Annotated in this window: 23 protein-coding genes; 18 read left to right on the forward strand and 5 right to left on the reverse strand. The window is 35.3% G+C overall.

Going from position 1 to position 21331, the window contains the following annotated elements; translation table 11 throughout:
• Nucleotides 1-5 precede the first annotated feature (5 nt).
• Genes LNQ34_RS07600 through LNQ34_RS07610 form a run of 3 tightly spaced genes read left to right on the forward strand, consistent with a single transcriptional unit; the run spans nt 6 to nt 2027 of the window.
• Entirely contained in the window at nt 6-725 is a 720-nt protein-coding gene (locus LNQ34_RS07600) for a hypothetical protein (RefSeq protein ID WP_229999109.1), read from the forward strand.
• Between the two features lies 1 nt (nt 726).
• Nucleotides 727-1323 carry a hypothetical protein gene (locus LNQ34_RS07605; protein WP_202704215.1) on the forward strand — a complete coding sequence of 199 codons (597 nt, stop codon included), beginning with the start codon at nt 727-729 and terminating at the stop codon, nt 1321-1323.
• 11 nt (nt 1324-1334) lie between these two features.
• Nucleotides 1335-2027, forward strand: coding sequence for an outer membrane beta-barrel protein (locus LNQ34_RS07610; protein ID WP_229999110.1), 693 nt, complete (start codon nt 1335-1337; stop codon nt 2025-2027).
• A gap of 153 nt (nt 2028-2180) precedes the next feature.
• On the opposite strand, the gene LNQ34_RS07615 is transcribed toward LNQ34_RS07610, so the two are convergent.
• Complete coding sequence (locus tag LNQ34_RS07615; protein ID WP_229999111.1) at nt 2181-2351, reverse strand: hypothetical protein; 171 nt, start codon at nt 2349-2351, stop codon at nt 2181-2183.
• A 116-nt stretch (nt 2352-2467) separates the two neighbouring features.
• Here LNQ34_RS07615 and LNQ34_RS07620 point away from each other — a divergent pair, with 116 nt between their 5' ends.
• The 3 genes from LNQ34_RS07620 to LNQ34_RS07630 all read left to right on the forward strand — a co-directional run bounded on the left by LNQ34_RS07620 (nt 2468) and on the right by LNQ34_RS07630 (nt 4524).
• Nucleotides 2468-2989: a DUF6438 domain-containing protein gene (locus LNQ34_RS07620; protein WP_229999112.1), complete on the forward strand. Its 522-nt coding sequence runs from the start codon at nt 2468-2470 to the stop codon at nt 2987-2989.
• Entirely contained in the window at nt 2989-3546 is a 558-nt protein-coding gene (locus tag LNQ34_RS07625; RefSeq protein ID WP_229999113.1) for a YdeI/OmpD-associated family protein, read from the forward strand. Before LNQ34_RS07620 ends, LNQ34_RS07625 begins: the two co-directional genes overlap by 1 nt.
• Before the next feature lie 75 nt (nt 3547-3621).
• A complete protein-coding gene (locus LNQ34_RS07630) occupies nt 3622-4524 on the forward strand; it encodes a PhzF family phenazine biosynthesis protein (protein ID WP_089076052.1) in 903 nt (300 codons plus the stop codon).
• Between the two features lie 243 nt (nt 4525-4767).
• On the opposite strand, the gene pbp4b is transcribed toward LNQ34_RS07630, so the two are convergent.
• The 3 genes from pbp4b to LNQ34_RS07645 all read right to left on the reverse strand — a co-directional run bounded on the left by pbp4b (nt 4768) and on the right by LNQ34_RS07645 (nt 7793).
• Complete coding sequence (pbp4b, locus tag LNQ34_RS07635) at nt 4768-5985, reverse strand: penicillin binding protein PBP4B (RefSeq protein ID WP_229999114.1); 1218 nt, start codon at nt 5983-5985, stop codon at nt 4768-4770.
• Nucleotides 5986-6283: 298 nt separating this feature from the next.
• Nucleotides 6284-7414, reverse strand: a complete 1131-nt coding sequence (locus LNQ34_RS07640; RefSeq protein ID WP_202702645.1) for a DinB family protein — start codon at nt 7412-7414, stop codon at nt 6284-6286.
• Nucleotides 7415-7565: 151 nt separating this feature from the next.
• Nucleotides 7566-7793, reverse strand: coding sequence for a CDGSH iron-sulfur domain-containing protein (locus tag LNQ34_RS07645; RefSeq protein WP_070906333.1), 228 nt, complete (start codon nt 7791-7793; stop codon nt 7566-7568).
• A gap of 328 nt (nt 7794-8121) precedes the next feature.
• Between LNQ34_RS07645 and metG the strand changes: the two genes are divergently transcribed.
• From metG to LNQ34_RS07695, 10 genes are all read left to right on the forward strand, one after another.
• Nucleotides 8122-10179, forward strand: coding sequence for a methionine--tRNA ligase (gene metG / locus LNQ34_RS07650; RefSeq protein ID WP_229999115.1), 2058 nt, complete (start codon nt 8122-8124; stop codon nt 10177-10179).
• 328 nt (nt 10180-10507) lie between these two features.
• Nucleotides 10508-10783: a hypothetical protein gene (locus LNQ34_RS07655; RefSeq protein ID WP_229999116.1), complete on the forward strand. Its 276-nt coding sequence runs from the start codon at nt 10508-10510 to the stop codon at nt 10781-10783.
• 104 nt (nt 10784-10887) lie between these two features.
• A complete protein-coding gene (locus tag LNQ34_RS07660) occupies nt 10888-12405 on the forward strand; it encodes a hypothetical protein (RefSeq protein ID WP_229999117.1) in 1518 nt (505 codons plus the stop codon).
• Between the two features lie 78 nt (nt 12406-12483).
• A complete protein-coding gene (locus LNQ34_RS07665) occupies nt 12484-13362 on the forward strand; it encodes a DMT family transporter (protein ID WP_202702640.1) in 879 nt (292 codons plus the stop codon).
• A 581-nt stretch (nt 13363-13943) separates the two neighbouring features.
• Nucleotides 13944-14651: an HAD family hydrolase gene (locus LNQ34_RS07670; protein ID WP_229999118.1), complete on the forward strand. Its 708-nt coding sequence runs from the start codon at nt 13944-13946 to the stop codon at nt 14649-14651.
• Nucleotides 14651-15280 (forward strand): chloramphenicol acetyltransferase, encoded by a 630-nt coding sequence (locus tag LNQ34_RS07675; protein ID WP_070906328.1) that lies wholly within the window; start codon nt 14651-14653, stop codon nt 15278-15280. Before LNQ34_RS07670 ends, LNQ34_RS07675 begins: the two co-directional genes overlap by 1 nt.
• Before the next feature lie 50 nt (nt 15281-15330).
• Complete coding sequence (locus LNQ34_RS07680) at nt 15331-16776, forward strand: hypothetical protein (RefSeq protein WP_229999119.1); 1446 nt, start codon at nt 15331-15333, stop codon at nt 16774-16776.
• A 95-nt stretch (nt 16777-16871) separates the two neighbouring features.
• On the forward strand, nt 16872-17390 hold the full coding sequence (locus LNQ34_RS07685) for a ferritin (protein WP_202702636.1): 519 nt from the start codon (nt 16872-16874) through the stop codon (nt 17388-17390).
• An 82-nt stretch (nt 17391-17472) separates the two neighbouring features.
• On the forward strand, nt 17473-17661 hold the full coding sequence (locus LNQ34_RS07690; RefSeq protein WP_017495881.1) for a hypothetical protein: 189 nt from the start codon (nt 17473-17475) through the stop codon (nt 17659-17661).
• 520 nt (nt 17662-18181) lie between these two features.
• Complete coding sequence (locus LNQ34_RS07695; RefSeq protein WP_229999120.1) at nt 18182-18874, forward strand: DUF2461 domain-containing protein; 693 nt, start codon at nt 18182-18184, stop codon at nt 18872-18874.
• Between the two features lie 76 nt (nt 18875-18950).
• Here LNQ34_RS07695 and LNQ34_RS07700 read toward each other — a convergent pair whose 3' ends face one another.
• Nucleotides 18951-19280 carry a single-stranded DNA-binding protein gene (locus LNQ34_RS07700; protein ID WP_202702633.1) on the reverse strand — a complete coding sequence of 110 codons (330 nt, stop codon included), beginning with the start codon at nt 19278-19280 and terminating at the stop codon, nt 18951-18953.
• A gap of 175 nt (nt 19281-19455) precedes the next feature.
• Here LNQ34_RS07700 and LNQ34_RS07705 point away from each other — a divergent pair, with 175 nt between their 5' ends.
• Both LNQ34_RS07705 and LNQ34_RS07710 read left to right on the forward strand, forming a co-directional pair.
• Nucleotides 19456-20985, forward strand: coding sequence for a bifunctional GNAT family N-acetyltransferase/carbon-nitrogen hydrolase family protein (locus LNQ34_RS07705; RefSeq protein ID WP_070906324.1), 1530 nt, complete (start codon nt 19456-19458; stop codon nt 20983-20985).
• Nucleotides 20982-21329 (forward strand): hypothetical protein, encoded by a 348-nt coding sequence (locus LNQ34_RS07710; RefSeq protein ID WP_202702632.1) that lies wholly within the window; start codon nt 20982-20984, stop codon nt 21327-21329. Before LNQ34_RS07705 ends, LNQ34_RS07710 begins: the two co-directional genes overlap by 4 nt.
• The last annotated feature ends 2 nt before the right edge of the window (nt 21330-21331 follow it).

Below are 21331 nucleotides of genomic sequence, written 5' to 3' on the forward strand. Positions count from 1 at the left end.
TTTTTATGAAGCAAAAACTACTTCTTCTCATTCCAAGCCTCTGCACACTCCTGTTTGGGAGCTGTTCTTCCACTGATGCTGTAACATGTTATCTTCCTACTGCAGAAATCAGCAGTAACTCCCCATTAGTACCAGGCGCAACTTTGGAGCTGGAAACCCCCTTTAATGATGGTTTTGAAGTTAAATACAATTGGTCTGGTCCTAATAATTTTCAGTCCAACCTTCAAAATCCAATTATTAAAAATGTTACATCTGCTATGGCAGGAGAATACACCTTAAAAACAACAAAAGGAATCTGCGAAAGTATCGAAAGTAAATTGCTTGTTGAAGTTAATGCTCCCAATATTCCTTGCACTACCAACAAAAATACCATTGTTTTCACAGGTTCTTTCGCTCCAATAAAATTTAATTCAGTATCCACATCCAACAGAACTGATAATTTCACAATGACTGCCAGCTCGTCTCAGGGCGATCTAAGGATAGAATTTGCTAATGATGTAAAACCAGTTCCCGGCATTTATACTATTTGCAGTTCCTGTCCCACTTCTTTCATGGAAAAAAATGAAGTTTGCGTAAGCTTTAATTACTTAGATCTTGCTCGCGCCCGCGAAGGAGTCGTGTATATATCTTCTTCAAATGGAAAACTGACAGCAGCATTCTGTAATGTAATTTTTAAACCATCTTCTTTTACATTAAATGCTTCAACAACTATAACAGAAAATTAAAATGAAACTATTAGTACTAATTTTAATTTTTACATTTTCAAATTCTTTTGCGCAAAACTCCTACATAGTTGACAAAAAAGGAAACAAGATACTTACTCGTGATGAAGTTACAGACATACTCCTGGTAGATAAGCGAATATCGTATGTAAACCTTGGCAAGAGTTGGGAAAAGTATATCAAATTTGAAGATCTCGATCATGCCGTTATAGGCCCCTCTTTACTAAAATCGTTTCATCTAAACCAAAAGAAAAAAGCAGATGTATATTTTGTATATGGCGAAAAAAACGATCGAAAACTTGTTGGTCTTGCCTATATTATAGAAACAATTCAGGGACACCATGTAGAAGGCTTTAAAAAAACTTTTTATGAATTGTATTTAATTGATAATAATGAAACTATTTTAGATCAAATTAACGGTACATCAACAAACACAGAAGGAAAAATAGCACTTCGAGGAGAGATCTCTCCATTCATTAAAAAGTACTTTTCGGATTGCCCTGCCTTAATGACCAAGCTAAGCAAATATGATCTACACGACCAAAATAATCGAGAAATCTTATCCTTTTTCTTCGACACAGAATATATTAAATGCCAATAACATCTACAATAATGAAAAAAAACATACTACTTTTTATCACAATACTATTATATAATTTATCTACATATGCTCAAGCTCCCAGAGGAGTATATATTTCGGCAGGCTTTTCTCAAAACAATTTAAAATCATCTGATTTACTCACTGATTCTAAACCTGGTTTTACAGTTGGAGCACAGTACCATTTGGGTTATCATGAAAATTACAATTTTCAATTCGAGTTTGCATACAAACAAAATATATTAGATGTAAAATATGTCGAGGATAATTTTGAAGAAGCAAAAAACTCGAAATACAAATATTCCGACATAAGTTTTGGAGCTTATGTTAACTATTACATTTTAAAACCAGAAGAGGACAGATTTTTCCTTGGACCTCAGGCAGGTGCTTTCGTTTCATACGTTGACCCAATTACACCATCAAAAGGTGCTGATGTTACTAATCAATACTATTTACCCTATTTATTAAATGAATCCGATCTACAAGACAGTTCTAAATTCAATTATGGGCTAGGACTAGGACTAACAGGCGGATACAATGACTTCAGGTTTGACTTGAGATATAGTTTAGGGTTGGCTAATTTACTGGAAGATGTCCAAACACACAGTTTTGATAGTTCCAATAATTACACCGGCCCCACCCTTCAAGGTAAAACCAATATGATATCAGTTACTATCAGTTACAAGGTATTTTCACTCTCGAAATAGAACCTTTCTTCAGATTTAAAAAAGCAGTAAACATATAATTGTTTACTGCTTTTTTTACGTTTTACCCAAAAGGGAATAATCCAGACCCTATTTTAATTAACAGAAACACAGTCTTTGTGCTCAAAACAGAGAAGGCAGAAAACACGTTCCAATCTAAATAAGATCATATTCATCCGTATTTTTTTTCTGATTCATTTTTGCTACTAAAGCCTTTAATTTTAAAGCACGCTCTCTTTTCTCTTCCTGAACTTTAGCTTTTTTGCGTTTTAGCAATTTGGTATGCAAAGCCTTGTTTTTGCCGTTTTTTTCAGGTCCTTTCGCCATGATTTCATTTTATTAAATTGCGTTTACAAAGATAAAGAACTTATTGCAAAGACAATTATTTAGTACTTTTGATCCGCCCGTTTTCTTTTCTGAATCAAAAAAATAAACAGTTCACTATGAAGATAATATCTACATCTCTTCTATTAATTTTATTACTAATATCTTGTTCTAAAAAAACAGAAGTTAAGAATTTCCCGTTTGATAGCTTCGTTTTTTCATATGCTGGTTTACATCATGATAATTCAATTAAGTTCAATAATAGCGATACTATTTTTCTTCAAAGAAGATATCCCGAACCAAAAGAAAATTTCTATGCCATAATTAATGGTAATATAAAAGAAAAACTATACAAGCATCTTCAAAGTTTAAACATCAATAAATTTAAAAGTGAATATTCACAGAATAATTTGTGTGATGGCAGCGCCTATCTGCTTAACATTTCAAATAATAATAAAAACAAATCGATATTTGTATACGGACATACTGCTCCTAAAGAGCTTTATAATTTTATTAACTCTTTATCCAAGTTTAAAGATCATTTAAAATTTATTCCAACAAAACAGGTCATTGACTTTGGCGATTTAAGTACAATTCTTCCCCCACCACCCCCACCTCCATTAAAAACTAAAACGGAATAATGACACCAACCTTCTTCTCAACACCCGAAAAATTCAGAGCATGGTTAGAAAAACACTATCAAAAAGAAACCGAACTTTTAGTTGGTTTTTATAAAGTGAGTACCAAAAAACCGTGCATGACCTGGTCAGAATCTGTTGATCAGGCGCTTTGTTTTGGCTGGATCGATGGCGTTCGAAGAGCTGTCGATGAAGAAAGTTATACGATACGTTTCACACCCAGAAAAAAATCCAGTATCTGGAGTGCCATCAATATCAAAAAAGTAGAAGAACTCACTAAGGCCGGACTCATGCTCTCCGAAGGCTTAAAGGCTTTCGAATTAAGATCTGAAGAAAGATCTAAAATCTACTCGCATGAAAGAGAAGCCTACCTGCTTGACCCGGAATTTGAAAAACAATTTAAAGCTAACAAAACAGCCTGGGAATATTTTAGCCATCAGGCACCCTCGTACAGAAAAGTAATGATTCACTGGATCATGAGTGCCAAACAAGAAAAAACCAGACTTTCAAGATTAGAAAAAGCAATACAGATAAGTGCCGAACAAAAACGAATGTTGTAACAACTATTGCTTTGCTAAATGATAAATATTAACTTTAATCCGTCTAAAAAAATCTCAGCTAAAAAGAAATAAAAAATGGAGGGAAGAAAAACACTAGAATATTACGTTTTAGATGTATTCTCAAACGAAAGTTATAAAGGAAATCCGCTTTCTGTTGTTTTTACCGATGGTAATTTAAAACTGGAAACATATCAGGATATCTCTAAAGAATTTGGTTACTCCGAAACCTCTTTTGTTTATTATTCTACAAGAGAAAAAGCACTGATGGTTCGTTCGTTTACCCCAACAGGAATCGAGATTGACGGAGCAGGACATAATTTACTAGGGGCTGTTTGCGGTGCTCTCTTAAAAGGAATGCCTATTTTTGATGAGCAAAACGAAAGTGAGCTTTTTGTAATCATGAAACATTCCGCCATTCCGTTAACCGTTACTTTAGATCCGGTTACTTTCTATCCTCTTGTTCAAATGCATCAAAAATCGGCAGTCATTAAGCAAGAAATTCCAACTTATAAAATTGCAGTTGCACTTGGTTTAAAAATTGAAGATTTAGATGTAAATGCTTTTGTTCCTACCATAGTCAATACAGAAGTTGCCCATGCCATGGTTCCCATAAAAAGCAGTCAGATACTCAATAGTTTTGTTCCGGACAATCAGCTTTTAATCGAAATTTCGAAAGAATATAAATTCGAAGGTTTTTATTGTTTCACCATCGCTGATGAAAATGAGGAGCATATCGTCGAAACGAGATTTTTCAACCCAATTATCGGAATAAATGAAGATCCTGCTACAGGAACGGCCGCAGGACCTTTAATTGGCTTTTTAACACAAAAGAAATTCACTAAATCCGACAAAGAATACAAAATACTTCAGGGTGTACGATTAAAACAGCCCTCAATGATTGAAGTAATGAATCGCGAAGAAGATATTCTGGTTGGAGGTTCCTCTACCATAACGATGCGCGGAGAACTTTATTTGTAAAAAAATAATCGATAAAATACAATGTACAAGCAGGCTTCTCTTTTCTCAGGAAACGGTATAAAACTGATGAGCTCTTTTACGAGATGGGTTAAACTTAAACCAAGAATAATCCCAATAATCAATTTCACCTGTTCTACTTTATACCTTAGATAACTTCTGATCATTTATTCCTCAAAAAATATCTAAAATTGCAAAAAGAAAAAACTCCTTCTATACTCTTCTATGACAGATATCCCGTTTTTTTTAGTTCTTGACAGTTTCAGAAACGAGTCCTCCATAGAAAAGCTGTATTGTTCCTCCATAACCTGCGACAGGCAGTAAATCGCCTTCAAACCTATCCCGATAAGCAGTTGGAATTACAGGTGTATGTTTTTTGTTTGTGAGAATTATTACAATTGAATTGTGATGAAAGTCAATTACAAAACAATTCCCTACCCATCCGGTATGACCAAATGCATGACCGGCTTGAGGAAGTAATAAACCATAGATAAGATGGCACAAATCAGTAGGAACTTGAAATCCTAATGCATAAGTTTTATCTATATTTAAAGTATTAAGAAATAAATCTACAGTTTGTTGTGAGCACAGTTCAAAAGCACCATACTTTCCTCCATTCAGAATCAACTGACATAAAACAGAAAGATCATCAGCAGTAGAAAATAATCCTGCATGCCCGGATACTTGTCCCATAGAATAATAAGCAAATTCATCGTGAACTTCTCCCTGAATAGTTTTAGTTCTGATATTTGGAAATGAAACCATACCATCTCTTGTGTTTCCACATCTTTCTGTTGCTTCAAATCGATCTTGCACAAGACCTGTACTATCCAGAATGTACCCGGTATTCTTCAGTCCTAAAGGCTGATATATCTGTTTTTTAACAAATTCATCTTGTCTCATTCCGGTGACTTTTTCTATTATAATCCCCAGCAAAGCAAACCCAATATCACTATACAATGTTACTGTACCGGGTTTATTTAATAAAGGAACCAATGGTAACAATTCGATCGTTCTCTCTCGAGATTGAGAATAAAAATCGGGATCATAATCCGGATCATAAAAATGAAAACTTGACGGCAAACCTGAATTATGATGTAAAACTTGTTTTATAGTAATCTGATCCTTATCACCTCCTGTAAACTCAGGAAGATACTTGTTGACTTTATCTTCTATAGACAATATACGATCATCTATTAATTTCATATAAGAAAATGTGGTCGAAAAAATTTTAGTTAGTGATGCCATATCAAATATTGTATCCACTTTCATTGGTTGAGGATTTGGCATCAGTTCTTTTTCGTTGTATATTCTTTGATTGCCATAACTTTTTTGAAAAATTCTCTCTTCATTTTTAATGGCTGTAAAAACAGTTCCCGGTAAGCCATTGTTGATAGAAAAGATAATTTGACGATCTATTTTTTCGATCCATTCTAAAGGATAACTGTTATTCTCACTTTTCATATTTACTTATTCTTAAATTAACAATGTAAGAATAAACTTGTTTTTATTAAAAACCTAAAATAAAATCATAAATTTTTCACTTGTTTTTCAAAATGGATTACAAAGCAATAAAAGTCATATTGTTTAATCTGATCTTCCCGAAAATCAAAACACAAAAGGGAGCTGTCCAAAGTATGAACAGCCCCCCCTTTTTTATACTAAAAATGTTAGGACTCCTATCGGAGACAAATTTCATTTATGCAATTTTCAGAGATTGACTAAGTCTTTTTGGACAACCTCTTTTATAAAATCGAAACTATTACTTTTTAATTTCCTTTGGTAAGGTTGGTTTTTGCTGAGGCGGAATACGTTTCTTCAAAAACAAAATCTGCCCTAGATGACTCGACTGATGTTCCATAACATGAAACCAGCAATATTGATTACTCATGTCATACTTTGTTTGAACTTCGGCAAACCAGGCATCGTCTCTCTTTTTTAACTCCGAAATTGTTTTGGCTCTTACTTCATTGTAGATGTCTAAATAATATTGAATATCATGCCCTTTAAATTCATCTCGCCCACCCTGGTCCAGATTTAAAGCGGCATTCCACTGTTTCTTTTCTTCTTCATTAAAATCTCTGTTTTCGAAGGTAAAAACCTGATAGTACTTTTCGGCAGCGGCCAAATGCATCACCAGTGCACCAATTCGGTTGGCTTCTGCGTCATGTAAATAATCAATTTCGTACTGATTCATGTTCTTCACTGTTCTTTCTACACGAGACTTAAGATCTTCAAGCATTGATATCATATCTCCAATTTTTGGCGACGCTCCTTCCACATTTCCAATCTTCGCTTCTGCTCGAGGTTTAATCCCGCTTCCTTCCAGTAACAAACTGTTTTTTCCATCAGCACTGGATTTGTCCTGAGTAATTTTGTACTCTTTCACTTTTACACTTGCCTCTTTTGAAATGCCTAAACCCCATTTCGGAATTTCACCATTTTTCAAAGGGGTTTCAAAACTTGCGTTTAAAACCGCCAACGGTTCAAAAACACCTTTGTCATTCTCGATCAGCAATTCGAATTTATCAAAATAGAATTTACCGTTATACAAACACAAACCTCCAAAACTAAGTGATTTACTATTTTTATCGATAGTTCCTTCTACGGTATAAGATTTCCATTCGTTTGATTTAATTGGTCTGTCTCTCATGTTATCAAAAAAACCTTCCTCTTCATTCTTAGTATCAACTCTTGCCCAAACTCCTGCCCAGGCCTGAGGTTCGGTACTTTCTACTTTTACCGACGCGATTACTTTAAACTTCTTTTTAACAGGAGACTGAATTTCTATCGTTTGATTGAAGGATGTCCAATCACTCGAAACCGTCTTTTGTGTTTGAGCCTGAGCCAAAACAAAACATAAAAGCAACAATGGGGTCACCAATTTTTTCATTCTTTATATTTTTAAAAATTTAGGTAAATATAACACACTTTTTTAAGGAAATAACTGATCATATTTAGTAAATCATCTAAAAATGAAAACAAAAAAAGCCACATCAGTTAAGATGCAGCTTCCTTATAAAAAATAACCAAAACCGAAGTTCTTAGTTTGTTTTCATTGGTGGTAAATCGAATGCTTTAGACTCATGTTCGAAATTATTACGGTGCCCGCCATCGCAAAAAGGCTTGTTTGCCGATAATCCGCAACGGCAAAGACCCAATGCCGATCTTCCTTGTAGTCCGTAAACAGCTCCTTCTGAATCCATGATTTCGAAGTCACCTTCTATTTTAATCGATCCGTTTTTATTGATGATAAGTTTTGTCTTGCTCATAAAATTGCTTTTTTGTTCTTTTTTTGAGCACAAAGGTTGCGAAATAAATTGTGAAGATTTTAGCGGGTATGCTAGTTTAAACTGGTTCTATTTTATGGGGTATTGCACAAAGTTACGCGAAGGTTTTCGCAGAGATTCGCTAAGTTCAATTGTATTGCCTGGCTTCGACTTCGCTCAGCCGGACAATAAAACACCTCATCACTCGGGTCTCCCTTCGATCGAAATGAGAAAAAACTCGGTGAATCTCTGTGCTTTTTCTCTGTGAAACTCCGCGCAATAACAAAATCTCAATTCTATTGCTTATTTTTGCACTCAATAAAATTGAGTTATGATACAGAATCCAAAGAGATATACTATCACGGCAGCCTTACCTTACACCAACGGACCTATTCATATTGGGCATTTGGCGGGGGTTTACGTGCCTGCAGATATTTATTCGAGATATTTACGTTTACAAGGAAAAGACGTTGCATTTATTTGTGGAAGCGATGAACATGGTGTTGCAATTTCGATGAAAGCGAAAAAAGAAGGAGTTACACCACAAGAAGTTATCGATAAATACGACGGAATTATTAGAAAATCATTTGCTGATTTTGGAATTTCGTTTGACAATTATTCCAGAACTTCGGCTAAAGTTCATCATGATACGGCTTCTGAATTCTTTAGAACCTTGTACGACAAAGGCGATTTTATTGAAGAAGTGACCGAACAATTGTACGATGCCAAAGCCAATCAGTTTCTGGCAGATCGTTTTGTGGTAGGAACCTGTCCTAAATGTGACAATCCGGAAGCCTATGGAGATCAGTGTGAAAAATGCGGATCGACATTGAATGCTACCGATTTGGTTAACCCAAAATCGACAATTACCGGAGAAACTCCAATTTTAAAAGAAACAAAACACTGGTTTTTACCTTTGGATCGATATACTGAGTTTTTAACCGAATGGATTTTGGTTGGACATAAAAACGACTGGAAACCGAATGTTTACGGACAAGTAAAATCATGGGTTGACGGCGGACTTGAGCCTCGTGCCGTAACGCGTGACCTGGACTGGGGAATTGACGTTCCGGTTGAAGGTGCCGAAGGAAAAAAATTATACGTTTGGTTTGATGCTCCTATCGGATACATCTCTTCTACTAAAGAATGGGCAGCCCGCGAAGGAAAAGACTGGGAGCCATACTGGAAAGATGAAGACACTAAACTGGTTCATTTTATCGGGAAAGACAATATTGTTTTTCACTGTATCATTTTCCCGGCGATGCTTAAAGCCGAAGGAAGCTATATTTTACCGGACAACGTTCCTGCAAATGAATTCTTGAATTTGGAAGGAAACAAACTTTCGACTTCTAAAAACTGGGCGGTTTGGCTGCACGAATATTTAGAAGAATTTCCGGAGAAACAAGACGTTTTACGTTATGCCCTAACTTCGAATGCACCGGAAACCAAAGACAACGATTTTACATGGAAAGATTTCCAGGCAAGAAACAACAACGAATTAGTTGCTATTTTAGGAAATTTCATTAATCGTGTTGCAGTTTTGGTGAACAAAAATTACGATGGATTTATTCCAACACCAAATGAATTATCTCAAGTTGACGAAAATACTTTAGCAGAATTAAAAGCGTATCCGGCCGTTATTTCAAGTTCGGTAGAGCGTTACAGATTCCGTGAAGCTTTGGGCGAGTTGATGAATGTGGCTCGTTTAGGAAATAAATATCTTGCAGACGAAGAACCTTGGAAAGTCATAAAAGAAAATCCGGAGCGTGTAAAAACTCAATTGTATGTAGCCTCGCAAATTGCTGCTGCGTTAAGTATTTTGGCGGAACCATTTTTACCTTTTACTGCTGCAAAATTATCCAGAATCCTGAAAAATGAAGGCAAATTGCAATGGAATGATGTTGCTGAAAATTCAGAATTAATTCCGTCAGGACATCAAATAGGTCAAAATGAATTGCTTTTTGCAAAAATAGAAGACGAAGAAATACAAAAACAAATAGACAAATTGGAAGCGACAAAAACCGCAAATCTTGCCGAAAGCAAACAGCCTGAACCACAAAAAGATCTTATTCAGTTTGAAGATTTTGCCAAAATGGACATTCGTGTAGGAACTATTCTGGAAGCCGAAAAAATGCCTAAAGCCAATAAACTTTTGGTACTTAAAGTGGATACCGGAATCGATGTGCGTACGATCGTTTCGGGAATTGCCGAAAGCTTTTCACCGGAAGAAATTATCGGAAAACGTGTTTCGGTTTTAGCCAACTTAGCGCCAAGAGCCTTACGCGGTGTAGAAAGTCAGGGAATGATCCTGATGACAACCAATGCCGAAGGAAAACTGGTTTTCATCAATCCGGATGCCGATGCTCCGAATGGGGAAACGGTAAACTAATTATTTTAATTAGAAAATGTGGCAATTTGATAATGCGATAATTTTCTAAATTTAGAAATTTATAAACCCGACAGGTTTTAAAAACCTGTCGGGTTTATTGAATTAAAATACAGGTAAAATTCTTACTTATTTATTGTTTCTTTCAATTTTATATTTGTACGTTTGTACTGACAAAATATTCGAGAGACTTTCGATAATAAACTTATTTAAAGTAACAATAAGCGAAACCCTCATCATGGTGCTGGAGCGGGAAACTGCCCTTGATCTATTCTTTTGAATATTTTGTCACACCTAAAATGAGGGTTTCGTGCGTTTAAAATTTTCGATCATGACAGAGGAAAATCAAAAACCAACACAACAAGATGTACTGCCAGCGGTGGCAAAATTTCTTTCCTTTCTTTGGATGGAAGGAGAATTTAGAGAACAACCGGAATATTTGTCCGAGATTTTCGAGGCAATTCTGGAAACAGAGATTGGTGACAACCAGGAGCTGCGCACTAAAATGATAAGCTGTATGAAAACCATTAAAATGCTAACCCAGGCACTTGATCCTTTCTCGGATCAACAAATAGCAAAAGCCTGCAGTGAAATTGCTACAGCTTAAACACTCTCTTAAACGCGTGAAATTGATAATCGATTCACGCGTTTCTTTTTTGGTGTTTTATTTGAGAAAAAAGTAAGATCTTAGCAAAAAATAACTCCTTGAACATGCTAAAAAAAATACTTTTAACATTCCTGCTTTTAAATAATCTGCCTTCTTTTTCTCAAGATATTGCAAAAGAATTTGATTTAAAATTAGAAGAAAAAAGAGATTTTTTTCAGGTCGTCAATGAAGATAAAAAAGAAGTGATTCTGTTTTTAAATGATAAGGAAAAAGCTAACGCTATAAGATTTGATGAAAAATTCAATATTATAGACTCTTTAACGATTGCAAGACCAGAAAAAAAATACGAGAGCATTATTGGTTATAGTCAAAAGGACAATAATTGTTTTGTTTTCTGGGCATCGAAAGACAGAAAAGAAATCAGTTCACAATATATCAATTTTACAACCAAGAAAACTGAAAATAAACCAATTGCTTTAGAACTGAAAAAGGAAAAAATAGTTCAAGAACTTACCATCAACAATAAGTTTTACCTTATTACAATAATAAAAAACACTAGTACTTTAAAGTTTTATATATCTGACGATAATGGGAATCTAAACGAAAAAATAGTTGACTTGTCGCATTTAGAATTTAAGAACATATTTGATCATCCCGAGAACTTATATACTGTTCTAACGGATGAATCTTCAGAACCTTGCTTTCAAACTATAGCCAATGACAGTCCTCCGTCATTAGCATTAAGCTCTAAAAGATACAAAATTTACACCTATAATCCAGAGGAGATTATCTTCACTATTGATAATACTACACATGCTACACAAGTTTTAAGAATTAATCTTCAGGATTTTACACCAAATTTTAAATCTATTAAGCAACAAAAAACAACTAAAGGCGAATATGGTGCAATAACATTTAGATCAAATTCTTTTTTGATTGACAACAAAATTCTTCAAATAAAAACCAATGCTTTCGTTTTGTTTTTTACAATTAGTGATTTAAATGGTAACATTCTTAAAGAATATAAAGTTTTGCATGATCAGGAAATTGATTTTAAAAATTCTGATTTCCTCCAGCAAAAGAACAGCTTTTTTTGGCGAAAGAACGATATTTTTTCCAGCACAAAACCTATTAAAAATTCAGAACAATTTCTTAGAAGAATTAAAGACGCGCCTAGTATATCGTGCTATAATTTGAATGGAATTTATTATACCGCTATTGGAAGTTCAGAAGATATAACTCAAAGTTCTGTTGGAATATCAATGAATCAAAATTTAATGAGTACGGGTGGAATGGGAATGAATGGAACTACAATGATACCTTTTAATTCAGGAAGAAGTTATACCGTAACGAATTTAATTTCCTATAAAAACAAAGCCGTAGTTTATACGAATTGTATATTTGATTCTACTTTTAATCATATTGATCGTGAGATGAAAATCTCCGCTTTTGACAAAGCTAGAATTTTCTTAGAAGAGAATGAAGAAATTAAAAAAACGGTATCAATATTTTCTAAAACTCTATACAAAGATCTAATACTTTTTAAGTTCAAAAACAGTTTATATCTAGGAAATTATAATAAGAACAATAAAAAGTACCAAATTTTCAGCTTTACCGAATAACTGTAATAAATTTTAAACTTCTTTAGAAAGAACATGAGCTTTTAAATCAGCTATTTAGAAAGTACAAATTAAAACAAAATGAAACTCACCAAACCAAGATTAGCCCTGATTGGCGGAATACTTTGTATTTCGATTTTTCCAATATTAGTCAAACTAAAACTGGCTCCGGGATTAATCTCGGCTTTTTACAGAATGTTTTTTGCGGTACTCTTGCTTTTACCTTATGTACTGGTTACTAAAAGCTTTAAGCTTCCGAAAACCAAATTCATACTATTAGCCGTGCTTTGCGGAATTCTATTCTCTTCGGATGTTGCTGTTTGGAATATTGCTATTCAGGATTCGAGTGCAACTCAGGCATCTTTGTTAACTAATTTATCACCGCTTTGGGTTGGAATTGGTTCTTTTTTCTTTCTAAAAATCAGACCAGCCACCAATTTCTGGATCGGAACTGTCGTTTCCTTATTCGGAATGGTCACGCTGGTGGGATTTGAATTTTTCATGGATTTGAATTTTGATCAGGCCTTTCTGTTTGCCGTTTTATCGGGTATTCTTTATTCGATTTATCTTTTGGTGAGCAAAAAAGCACTCTCAGAAATCGATGTTTTATCTTTTATGACTATCAGTTTACTGGCATCGAGTATTTATTTAGGAATTCTATGTTATGCCCTGGATCAGCCTTTTGCAGGTTTCTCCAATACGGGTTGGTTTGTACTGGCACTTCAGGCCGTAATTTGTCAATTGTGTGCCTGGCTATCCATCAGTTATGCCACCCAGCACATGCGCGCCACAAGAGTTTCGTTAAGTTTATTAAGTCAGGCCGTAATTACTTCGATATTAGCTTGGTTGTTTTTAGAAGAACAAATAACTTTACAAATGGTTTTCGGCGGAATCATTTTGCTGTTCGGAATTAGAATTACGTTCTATGATAAGACGATCTCATTAAAAAAGCTTTTCTAAGTCATTGGCTCGCGGATGACGCTGGTTTTGCGGATTTTCGCAGATTGATTATTCATCTGAATCATTAAATTCGTGAATTCGTAATAAAAGGTTTCACGCAGATTTAGCAGATCTGGCAGATTATTTTAAACTGCGACAATAAAATTCGTGAATTCGTGGCTAAAAAAATACTCTCGCAGATTTAGCTGATCTGGCAGATTTTTTTTAAAATCTTTGAAATCATTCCAATCTGTGGCAAGAAAATTCGTGAATTCGTGGCGAAAAAATACTCTCGCAGATTTAGCTGATCTGACAGATTTTTTTGAAATCTTTGAAATCATTCTAATCTGTGGCAGTAAAATAAAAATTCGTGCATATTCGTGAAATTCGCGGCTGAAGAATTCTCACGCAGATGGCACAGACCGATTGTAAAAAATAATTCGTGAATTCGTGGGGGAAAAAATGCTCTCGCAGATTTAGCTGATCTGGCAGATTTTTTTTTAAAATCTTTGAAATCATTCTAATCTGTGGCAATAAAATTCGTGAATTCGTGGCTAAAAAACCTGAAACAAGAAAAACTTCAAACCTGAAACAAAAACATTATGTTACATAAAAACAAAATCCCCAACTTAAAAGTAATCGCATTTGATGCCGATGACACCTTATTTGTCAACGAACCTTACTTTCAGGAAACCGAACATAAATTTTGCGCTTTGATGGAAGATTATCTTTCCCATCAGGGAATTTCGCAGGAACTATTCAAAATCGAAATTGAGAACCTGTCTCTGTACGGTTACGGAATCAAAGGCTATATTTTGTCGATGATCGAAGCTGCAATGAAAATCTCCAACAATACCATTCCGATTGAGGTTATCGAAAAAATCATCCAATACGGAAAAGAACTACTCGAGAAACCTATTGAATTGCTTGACGGCGTCGAAGAAACCCTAAAAACACTACACGGAAAGTACAAACTGGTTGTAGCCACAAAAGGCGATCTGAAAGACCAGCACAGCAAATTGCATCGCTCAGGATTGGGGCATTATTTTCACCATATCGAAGTAATGTCAGACAAACAGGAAATTGATTATACGAAATTATTAGGCCGTTTAGACATTCAGGCAGAGGAATTCCTGATGATCGGAAATTCCTTAAAATCAGATGTACTACCGGTTTTAGGCATTGGCGGTTATGCGGTACATATTCCGTTTCATACCACTTGGGAGCATGAAAAAATCAGTCACAAAATAGAACACGAACATTTTAGTTCGTTTGAAAAAATCACTGAAATCCTTCAGAACTTATTGTAATGAAAACACTTTTAGACTTAGAAAACTGGAATAGAAAAGAACACTTTGCACACTTCATTCAAATGGAAGAACCCTTTTTTGGTGCTACCGTCGAGATTGATTGTACGCAGGCCTACGAAACGGCCAAAAGTCTCGAATCCTCCTTTTTTATTTATTATTTGCACAAGACACTGGTTGCCGTAAATGCAATCGAAAATTTTAGATACCGAATTTCGGGAGATCAGATTTACATCAATGACCAAATCGATGCCTCAGCAACCATCGGACGTGAAGATGGCACTTTCGGATTTTCATTTATAGAATACCATCCTGATTTTAAAACCTTCGAAAAAACGGCTTTACAGGAAATAGAACGCATTCAGAATACCACGGGACTTTTTACAAGGTCTTTTGAAAATGATAATTTAATTCACTTCTCGGCAATTCCGTGGTTGAACTTTACGTCACTTTCACATGCCCGCAGTTTTACCTTTCCGGACAGCTGCCCAAAGGTTTCTTTCGGAAAAATGATGGTTTCACCAACCGGAAAAAGAACCATTGCCATGTCTGTTCATGTGCATCACGCCTTAATGGATGGATTACACATGGGACAATTTGTGGATTATTTTCAGGAATTAATGAATCAATAATTCGCACACAAGAGGTTTAAATTTGGAATAATTTTTGTCGATAAAAGCATATGAAAAAACTACTCCTTCTCTTATTAGTAACCTATCAGTCGACCCTGTTGAGTCAGACAGTTTTGGCTTCTTATCCTTTAGATTTAAAGAGGTACGATCAGAATAATACAATCGTTAATGTCGAAAATAAGGCAACGCACGATGTATTTGTTTTTGCCACAAATACTCAGAATCTTACTATTTTAAGATACAATAGTGCTTTATTTTTAAAGGACGAATTTACAGTATCACGTGCCAATCTTGAAAACAAATCGATATTGGGCTATAGTTTTAGTGAAGACGGAAACCCAACACTTTATTGGGCTTCCGAAGAATCTTCGGAAATTTTTGTGATCAAATATTATTTGGAAACCAAGACGTATAAGATTTTAAAATTTCTGTTCCCTTCCGCGAGCGAATATATCGTAGCTAAGTTTCAAAGCAACAATCTACTCTACCTGTTGTCTAAAGAACTCACAAGTCATACTTTAACGGCCTATGTTTTTAAAAACGGAATTGTAGAAGAGCGGATATTTGATTTTGCTCCTTTTACCTTTCAAAACAAAAGAGGCCAGTCGGTAAGTTTTTCACAGCTCATCAAAGAGAATCCAATTATAAAAATTGATCCGGAAGATTATACGCCTTTAGACAAAGCCTCCAAAAAAAGTAAAATTTATCTCGAAGACAATCATCTTATTCTGACGCTGGATCATAATGCGAAAGAAACACGGCTTTTTGATCTCAATCTGGAGAATCAGGACGTTATTGAAAAGAAAATTGTCCAATCTGAGATTAAAACCCCTCGCAAAATAAGCAACTCCTTCTATCATGAAAAGAAGCTTTATCAAATCAATGCCAATGAAGATGAACTGGTTCTTGACATTAAAAATTATGATTCGGGCGAACTTATAAAAAATATCAGAGTTACAAAGGAAGATACGATTCGATTTAAAACCTCACCTTTCCTCGTTCAGCAAGGCGGTGAAAGAAAACCACGGGAATTAAAGAATACGAAACGTTTTCTACAACATCTCGCTGCTTTAGAAATAGGTTTATCACTTTATAACAATGGAATTAGTACTTCTATGACACTCGGTGGAACTCCACGTGTTGGCGGCGCTTACTATACGGTCATGAACGATACTTTTACCTGGGATTATTTGCCGGTTGTGAATGATGAAACCGTATTTTTTGAAACGGCTTTAAACCAAAAATCAGAATTTGTTGCCAAAGATCCTGCACCAATGGCGCTTGACAACTTGTATTACTTTTTAAACAATAATAGAAAAGCGATTCTGGACAACATTTTTAGATTTGACGATTATTATATTTTAGGATATTACGATACTGCTTTAAAACAATATCAGATGCGAAAATTTACCGATGGATTTCCGGAAAATGAAACACAAAACCCGATCATCGATAAGGCTGTATTTTCGAAACCATTTTCATTTGAAAGACCTTAATTTTATTGAGAATTAATCCAAATGTCTGATGTTTTCAGGTTTGAAAAAAAAGGGAATGGATTATTTTCTCTAACTTTACACAAAAGAGAAATATTATGTTATCAAAAAATATCGAAATAGCTTTAAACAAGCAAATCCGCATAGAGGCAGAATCTTCGCAAACCTACCTTTCTATGGCTTGTTGGGCTGAAGTACACGGACTGGAAGGAATTGCGCAATTTATGTACACACAGTCAGACGAAGAGCGCGCACACATGCTAAAGTTAATAAAGTATGTAAACGAACGCGGTGGTCACTCTCATATTACCGATTTGAAAGCGCCTAAAACATCTTATTCGACTTTCAAAGAAATGTTTGAGGAACTTTACAACCATGAACTTTTTGTTTCAAAATCAATCAACGAATTGGTACACATTACTTTTGAAGAAAAAGATTATGCAACACATAATTTCTTACAATGGTATGTTTCTGAACAAATCGAAGAAGAAGCGACTGCTAAGTCAATCTTAGATAAAATCAACTTAATTGGAGATGACAAAGGCGGACTATACTTGTTCGACCGTGATATTCAACAATTAACGGTTACAAGTTCGATCGCTATCAACCCAAAATAAAAAAAGTTAAAGTTTATTTAGAACATTTAAAAATAACTTTTTTCTTTTATATTTGTCTCTGTTTTTATAATACAGAGGAAAATTGAGCAAGAAAGAAAAAGACAAGGACAAAAAAAAGGATAAGAAGAAAAAGAAAAATAAAGCTGCTATCCTTGAGAACATTAAGAAGTTGGAAAACTGTAAATCTTCTTGTTGTGAGAAATATAAAAAAAGCGAAAAGAAACGTTGCTCGCGTTGTCCTATGTTTGATTTATTCAAAAAAACTGCTTAACGAAATATACAAACCCACCATTTGGTGGGTTTTTTAATTTTGGGAATATTGCTCTGAAAGAGCTTTAGCAATAGAATGCTGCGCAGCACTATGAGCAACGATAACGAATATCGGTTACGCCCTGAAAGGGCAGAAGCTTATGCACAAAAGTTGGATTTATATCATTTTGAATTATACTTTATAAAAGAGCGGTTGATTCTTTATTGGAACTTATAATGTATAGTTTGCTTTTGCCCTTTCAGGGCAATTCTGCACCTTAACCTAATTCATAGTGCTGCGCAAGATGCTGTTGCTTTTAGGGCTTTCAGCCCTTTTTTTCCCAACTCTTGAGATTGATCCCAAAACAATAGAACACGCATGAAACGAATTCGCATCATCTGTATTACAATGCAGAAGAAAATCTTAACTTTTACAATTGACTCGCACAATACTTAAATCTTTGCGTAACTTTGCTTTTCTCCATTGCATTCCTCACGGTTAAAATTAATCCCATTTTTTTTACGATTCATTCAGTTCATCTATGAAAAACGACATTACGATACCCAAATCCTCACTTGATTTTTTATCTCTGCTTAAAGAAAACAATAACAAGCCCTGGTTTGAGATACATAAGCCCGAATATCTAATCGAGCTAAATCATATTGAAACTTTTTCAGGTGCTTTGCTTCAGGAACTCTCTAAAACAGATGTACTGGAAACAGCTTCCGGCAAAAAAAGCGTATACAGAATCTATCGTGACATTCGCTTTTCTAAAGACAAAACTCCTTTTAAAACCTTTTGGGGAGGCAGTTACACCAGAGCAACAAAAGAAAGACGCGGCGGTTATTATTTTCATCTCGAAAAAGGAAATAGTTTTCTGGCCGGCGGTTTTTGGGGACCAAATGCAGCAGATCTCAAACGCATCCGAGCCGAATTTGGTCACGACTCTCAAGCCATGCAGAAAATACTCCAGTCAGAATCTTTTATCAGCACTTTTGGGACTTTGCAGGGAGAACAACTTAAAACGGCTCCCAAGGGCTACGACATAAACCATGAAGCGATAGATTTGCTCCGATTCAAATCGTTTCTGCTTATCAAACGTTTTACGGATGAGGAAGTTCTGAGTCCTCTTTTTCTGGAACAGGCTCTCACTACTTTTAAAAATATGAGACCCTTTTTTGATTATATGAGTGAAATATTAACGACAGATATTAACGGAGTTTCTATCCTCTAAAACCCTTACTTACTAAAAATACTCAACCCGACAGGTTTTGAAAACCTGTCGGGTTGAGTATCAAATAGTACTATATTTACTTCAATAGTAAAATTTCATTTACGACTACTTCCGTTACATATCTTTTTTCACCATTTTTGTCGTCGTAGCTTCGGTGAGTCAGTTTGCCTTCAACAGCAATTTCTTTACCTTTCACTACAAACTTTTCGATTATTTCGGCTGTTTTGCCCCAGGCTGTAACACGATGCCATTCGGTTTGTTCGATTTTTTCTCCTTTGTCATTAGTATACTTTTCATTGGTAGCGATATTCAAATACGCTAATTTTCTACCGTTTTCTAATGTTTTAATTTCCGGATCGTTTCCTACGTTCCCAATTAACTGTACTCTGTTTTTCATTGCATTCATGGCGTATAATATTTAAATGTTAGTATAAAATGAATTCGTTCATCAAATTCAACAGGACAAAGATCCGACGAACGCCAGCAATTATCCGGTAGACAACTATTTACTTTCGGTTGTAACTATTTGTAACCGTTTGTAAATGGAATTTATTTCGTATATTTGAGATAAATCTTACGATATGCAGACAAAAATCAATAAAGTTGAATTGCGTAATTTGGAATTTGACGACTACAAGCAGCTAAAAGATTCTATGGTAGAATCCTATCCCGAGATGGCAGATTCGTACTGGAAAGAGGACGATATTAAAAGACTACTTTCTATTTTTCCTGAAGGGCAGCTCGTCATACTAGCAGATGGAAAAGTCGTTGGATCGGCCTTATCCTTAATTGTCGATGAAAAGCTAATCGACAAAAGACACAATTACAAACAAGCAACAGGAAACCATACTTTTTCTACCCATAATAAAAATGCAGAGATCCTCTATGGAATCGATGTTTTTATTCACCCTAACTATCGCGGTTTACGTCTCGGCCGGCGTTTATACGATGCCCGAAAAGAGCTTTGCGAACAGTTAAATCTGAAAGCCATCGTTTTTGCCGGCAGAATTCCAAACTATGCCCAGCATTCTAAAAAGCTTACTCCAAAAAACTATATCGACAAGGTAAAACATAAAGAACTGCACGATCCGGTACTTTCGTTTCAGTTAAGTAATGACTTCCATGTATTGCGAATTATTAAAAACTACCTTGAAGGTGACGAAGAGTCGAAAGAGTTTGCGGTACTTTTAGAATGGAACAATGTGTATTACGATGAAAGTCCAAAACTAATTAACCTCGAAAAAAGTGTCATCCGTTTGGGACTGATTCAATGGCAAATGCGTCCGCTGAACAATATTGAAGAATTTTTCGAGCAGGCCGAATTTTTTATTGATGTCGTTTCGGGTTACGGAAGTGATTTTGCTTTGTTTCCCGAGCTTTTTATAGCTCCTTTAATGGCCGATTACAATCATTTATCTGAAGCCGAAGCCATTCGGGAACTGGCCCGATATTCAGACCCTATCCGAAAGCGTTTTCAGGAATTTGCTATTTCATACAATATCAATATCATTACCGGAAGCATGCCTTATCTGGACAATGGAAACCTTTACAATGTTGGTTTTCTTTGCAAAAGAGACGGAACTTCGGAGATCTACACTAAAATCCATGTAACTCCCAATGAAGTACAGCATTGGGGAATGAAAGGCGGCTCTCAGTTTAAAACTTTTGATACGGATTGCGGAAAAATCGGCATTCTGATTTGCTATGATGTTGAATTTCCGGAACTTTCAAGAATTATGGCCAACGAGGGAATGAACATTTTGTTCGTGCCATTTTTAACCGACACTCAAAACGCCTACACCAGAGTGAAACACTGTTCGCAGGCACGTGCCATCGAAAATGAATGTTATGTCGCTATTGCCGGCTGTGTGGGCAACCTCCCGAAAGTAAACAATATGGACATTCAATATGCTCAGGCCTCTGTTTTTACACCTTCTGATTTTGCTTTTCCGAGTAATGGAATAAAAGCCGAAGCAACGCCAAATACAGAAATGACTCTTATAGTTGATGTTGATCTAAACCTGCTGAAACAACTTCACGAACATGGGAGTGTACGCACATTAAAAGATCGAAGAACCGATTTGTACGAAATTAAAAAGATAGATTCATGAAAACATGCCTCGAATGCTCCGAAAAAATTGTAGGCAGGGAAGACAAGAAATTCTGCTCAGACAGCTGTCGAAATGCTTACAATAATAAAATAAACAAAGACAGTACGAATTTCATGCGTAATGTAAACAATAAATTACGAAAAAATTACCGAATTTTGAGCGAACTAAACCCTAACGGGAAATCTAAAGCAACAAGGGATAAAATGACAAACAAAGGTTTTGATTTCGATTTCTTTACCAATATCTTGCAGACCAAAACAGGAAACACCTACTATTTTCTGTACGACCAGGGATATCGCTCTTTGGATAATGATTATTTTATGCTTGTTAAAAAAGAATTATAGTA

It is taken from the genome of Flavobacterium lipolyticum, assembly GCF_020905335.1.
In the GTDB taxonomy this organism is placed as follows: Bacteria; Bacteroidota; Bacteroidia; order Flavobacteriales; family Flavobacteriaceae; genus Flavobacterium; species Flavobacterium lipolyticum.